This window comes from Microbacterium sp. C448, from assembly GCF_000582705.2.
In the GTDB taxonomy this organism is placed as follows: Bacteria; Actinomycetota; Actinomycetes; order Actinomycetales; family Microbacteriaceae; genus Microbacterium; species Microbacterium lacus_A.
Genome location: NZ_HG779598.1, coordinates 1 through 4,180, shown reverse-complemented (window position 1 = coordinate 4,180; position 4,180 = coordinate 1). Strand labels below are relative to the sequence as shown.

General features: G+C 68.8%; 4 protein-coding genes and 1 tRNA gene. 3 read left to right on the top strand and 2 right to left on the bottom strand.

Annotation, left to right across the window (positions count from 1 at the left end; genetic code table 11):
• A partial coding sequence (locus tag MIC448_RS01515) for a lipopolysaccharide kinase InaA family protein (protein ID WP_036295006.1) occupies positions 1 to 654 on the bottom strand: 654 nt, incomplete at its 3' end.
• Positions 655 to 744: 90 nt separating this feature from the next.
• A complete protein-coding gene (locus tag MIC448_RS01510) occupies positions 745 to 1,848 on the bottom strand; it encodes an ABC transporter ATP-binding protein (protein WP_036295003.1) in 1,104 nt (367 codons plus the stop codon).
• 234 nt (positions 1,849 to 2,082) lie between these two features.
• On the opposite strand from MIC448_RS01510, the gene MIC448_RS01505 reads away from it, so the two are divergent.
• The 3 genes from MIC448_RS01505 (at position 2,083) to MIC448_RS01495 (ending at position 4,122) form a co-directional block, all read left to right on the top strand.
• Positions 2,083 to 3,051, top strand: a complete 969-nt coding sequence (locus MIC448_RS01505; protein WP_036295001.1) for a thioredoxin domain-containing protein — start codon at positions 2,083 to 2,085, stop codon at positions 3,049 to 3,051.
• Between the two features lie 38 nt (positions 3,052 to 3,089).
• Positions 3,090 to 3,165 (top strand) — tRNA-Thr (locus tag MIC448_RS01500).
• 15 nt (positions 3,166 to 3,180) lie between these two features.
• Positions 3,181 to 4,122 (top strand): DMT family transporter, encoded by a 942-nt coding sequence (locus MIC448_RS01495; protein WP_243419843.1) that lies wholly within the window; start codon positions 3,181 to 3,183, stop codon positions 4,120 to 4,122.
• Positions 4,123 to 4,180: the final 58 nt, after the last annotated feature.

Sequence of the window (4,180 nt, the reverse complement as noted above, 5' to 3'; positions counted from 1 at the left end):
CGCGTCGACACCGCCCTCGAGCCGCCCGCCCGCCTCGAGGTCCATGATCTCGCCGGCGATGTTGGTGCGCGCGACGTCGAGATCGTGCTCCCGCTGACCGAGGGTCAGGCCGCTCTCGTGCAGTTCACCGGTCTCGGCGTCGACGAGGTACGCGGCGAAGGCGCCCGCGTCGCGCCGGAAGAGCGTGTTGGAGAGCGACACGTCACCCCAGAAGAAGCCGACGTTGTGCAGGCGCACCAGCAGCACCGCGAGCGCATCGACCAAGCGTGTGGCGGTGTCGGGCCGTAGCACCTGGGTGAACAGGGCGCGGTAGGGGAGCGAGAACTTGAGGTGCGCGGTCACCAGGGCTGCCGGGAGCGGCTCGCCCGAGGCATCCTTGCGTCCCGCGATGACCGCGACGCGGTCGACGCACGGCACGTCGAGTCGGTGCAGGTTGCCGAGCATCTCGTACTCACGCCGCGCCATCTCGGCCGTCGTCTCTTTCACGGCCACGACGCGGCCGGACAGATTCGCGAAACGCACCAGGTGACGCGAAAGGCCCTTGGGAAGCGAGACGATCGTGCTGCTCGGCCACTCGGCGAGCGGCAACGACCAGGGCAGGGTCAGCAAGCCCGGGTCGACCTCGCTCGCGGTGATGCTGAGGGCATCGCTCACGGTGTCTCCTCCGTCGGTTTCGGGTGCTGCGGGCGCGAGAAAATGCGTGCGGCGCGGGCCTCCGAAGAGGACCCGCGCCGCACAAGGGAGTTACGCCGAAACGACGGGCTTGTCGCTGAGGCGGTCGCCCGTGACGACGTCGAACACGTGCATGTGTCCGGGGATCGGCGCGAGCGTCACCGTCTCGCCGGCGTTCGGGTGGCGGCGACCGTCGACGCGCGCGACCAGGTCGGTGCGCTTGCCGAGGACGTCCGCGTGGCCGTAGAGGTAGCCGTCGGCGCCGAGCTCTTCGACCAGGTCGACCGTGACCGAGAGGCCCGGGCCGTCCGCCGGGCCGAGCACGACGTCCTCGGGCCGAACGCCGATCGTGACCTCGCTGCCGTGGGCGCGGCTGATCGTGTCGGCCTCGATTCCGACGACAGACGTGCCGAACTGGACGCCACCCTCGACGAGCGGGACCGTGAAGAGGTTCATGGCGGGCGATCCGATGAAGCCGGCGACGAAGACGTTCTTCGGCGTCTCGTACAGGTCGCGGGGCGTGCCGACCTGCTGCAGGACGCCATCCTTCAGAACGGCGATGCGGTCACCCATCGTGAGGGCCTCGGTCTGGTCGTGCGTGACGTAGACCGTCGTGACGCCGAGGCGGCGCTGGAGCGATGCGATCTGTGTGCGGGTCTGGACGCGGAGCTTGGCGTCGAGGTTCGACAGCGGCTCGTCCATGAGGAACACCTGGGGCTGACGCACGATGGCGCGACCCATCGCGACGCGCTGACGCTGACCACCCGAGAGAGCCTTGGGCTTGCGGGTCAGGTACTGCTCGAGGTCGAGCAGCTTCGCGGCCTCGAGAACGCGGGCGGCACGCTCGTCCTTGCCGACGCCGGCGATCTTCAGGGCGAAGCCCATGTTCTCGGCGACCGTCATGTGCGGGTACAGGGCGTAGTTCTGGAAGACCATCGCGATGTCGCGATCCTTCGGCGGGACGTCCGTGACGTCGCGGTCACCGATCAGGATGCGTCCCGAGTTGACCTCTTCGAGGCCGGCGAGCATGCGCAGCGACGTGGACTTGCCGCAGCCGGAGGGGCCGACGAGAACGAGGAACTCGCCATCGGCGACTTCGAGGTTCAGTTTGTCGACGGCGGGTCGCTCACCGCCGGGGTACAGGCGGGTGGCGTTGTCGAACGTGACAGACGACATTGTTTTCTCCTTCACCGGCAGGTACGTGCCGGACGATCCGTAGTGAATGGAAGTGGCGGGGTTTAGCCGCCGCAGGCGCATCGGCGCGCCTCTCGGAATTATGGCACAGCAATAGGCGCCTCGTCTGGGTGATTCCCAGCCTCTCTGACTACCATCGGATGCGGATGTCGCTTTCCCGTGCGCGTCCCACCCGGAAGCGCCCGACGCTTTCGGCCCGAGCGATTCAGAGGTTTCATGTCGAGCGATGAGACGCCCAACGTCCCCGCGCGTCGCGACCGCCGCGAGGCGGTACGCGAGAAGGCGGCTGCCGTCCAGGCCCGCCAGCGTCGAGGGCGCCTCGCGCGCATCGTCGTCGGCGGTGTCGTCGTAACGGCCGTCGTCGTCGGCGCGGGCGTCGCCGTGGCCTGGACGCTCGGCGAGTCTGCCTCGCAGCCGCAGCTCTCTCCCACCGTGCAGGACGACGGCATCGTGGTCGACTCGATTCCCGCGAGCGTGCTGGCATCTTTCTCGGGCGGCGGCGCGGCAGAGGCCCCGCCCGCGTCATCTGATGCGGTTGCTCCCGAGGCGACCGAGGCCGCCACTCCTGAGCCGACGTCGACCCAGCAGCCGTTGCAGGTCGAGGTCTACGTCGACTACCTGTCCGAGGCATCCTCCGACTTCCAGCTCGCGAATGCCCAGCAGCTCTCGGAATGGGTATCGGAGGGAGCGGCGACGATCTCGTATCACCCGGTCGCTCTCTTGACGGGCAAATCCAACGGGACCAAGTACTCGCTGCGTTCGGCCGGTGCGGCGGCATGTGTTGCGACGTATGCGCCCACCTCGTTCTTCGCGTTCAATCACAAGCTTCTCGAGCAGCGCCCCGAGCTCGACACCGACGGATTGAGCGACACTGACCTGGCGGTCCTCGCGCAGGCCGTGGGGGTCGAAAACCCCAAGCGGGTCACGCGATGCATCGAGAACGCGAGTTTCGTACCGTGGGTTCAGAAGGCGACCGCGCGAGCGCTCGCCGAACCCGTCGAGGGCACCGACGCGGCGCTGACCGGCCCGAAGGTCTACGTCAACGGCACGCCGTACAACGGCGACCTGACCGATGCGAAAGAGTTCGCGCAGTTCGTACTCACTCTGGCGAGCGAGGCCTACTTCTCGACGCCGACCCCCACGCCGTCAGTCACCCCGACGGCCACGCCGTCGCCCACTCCGTAACGCGGAGCATCCTCGGTCCTCGTTAGACTGGTGGACCTGCCGACTTGGCGCAATTGGTAGCGCACCTAACTTGTAATTAGGGGGTTACGGGTTCAAGTCCCGTAGTCGGCTCCAGAGGGGGGAGTGGCCGTGCGTCAGCGCCCCCCGGTACTCATCTCGGCGTTGGGTGCCGTTTCGGTCGGCGCGATGACCGCCGTGCAGGCGCGCATGAACGGCGGTCTCGGCAGCGAATCCGGGGACGGGATCTTCGCCGCGTTCGTGTCGTTCGGATCGGGGCTGCTGATCCTGCTCGTGCTCGCCCCCGTCACCTCCGCGGGTCGGGCGGCGATGGGTCGACTCTTCGCGGGCGTCCGAGAACGGCGCATCCCACTCTGGATGCTTCTGGGTGGCCTGGCCGGCGCGCTCACGACCGTCACGCAGGGACTGACGGTCGGACTGCTCGGGGTGTCGCTGTTCACCGTCGGGGTCGTGGCGGGCCAGACGGTCGGGGGACTCGTGCTCGACCGGGCGGGCTACGGGCCCGCGGGAGTCGTGCCGGTCACGATGCGTCGCGTCGGGGGCGGAGCGCTTGCGCTCGTCGCGGTCGCCGTGGGGCTCGTCGGCAGCACCGTGGTGTCGGTGCCGTGGTGGATGCTGACCCTGCCCTTCCTCGCGGGCGCGGGAATCGCGTGGCAACAGGCGACGAACGGACGCCTCCGACAGCGCGTCGAGTCGGCCTTCGCCGCGACGTTCGTCAACTTCCTGGGCGGGACCGTCATCCTCGGGATCGCTGCCGCGATCCATATCGCGTTCGTCGGTCCGCCCGCGGTGCTCCCGACAAACCCGTGGCTGTATCTCGGCGGTGCCACGGGGGTGGTGTACATCTTCGTGTCGGCCGGGCTCGTCCGGTACACGGGCGTGCTGCTGCTCGGGCTCGGTTCGGTCGTGGGCCTGCTCGCGACATCCGTCGTGCTGGATGTGGCGTGGCCGACGGGCGCCAACCTCGACGTGCCGCGCGCGCTGATCGCCGTGGCGATCGCGCTCATTGCGGTGCTGGTGGTCGTGCTGCCGCGGCGGCGCCCAACGCCCTAGCAGCCGCCCGATCCCCTCGGCTTCAGCGCCGAAACACCCCTTGTGCGGCGAAACACCC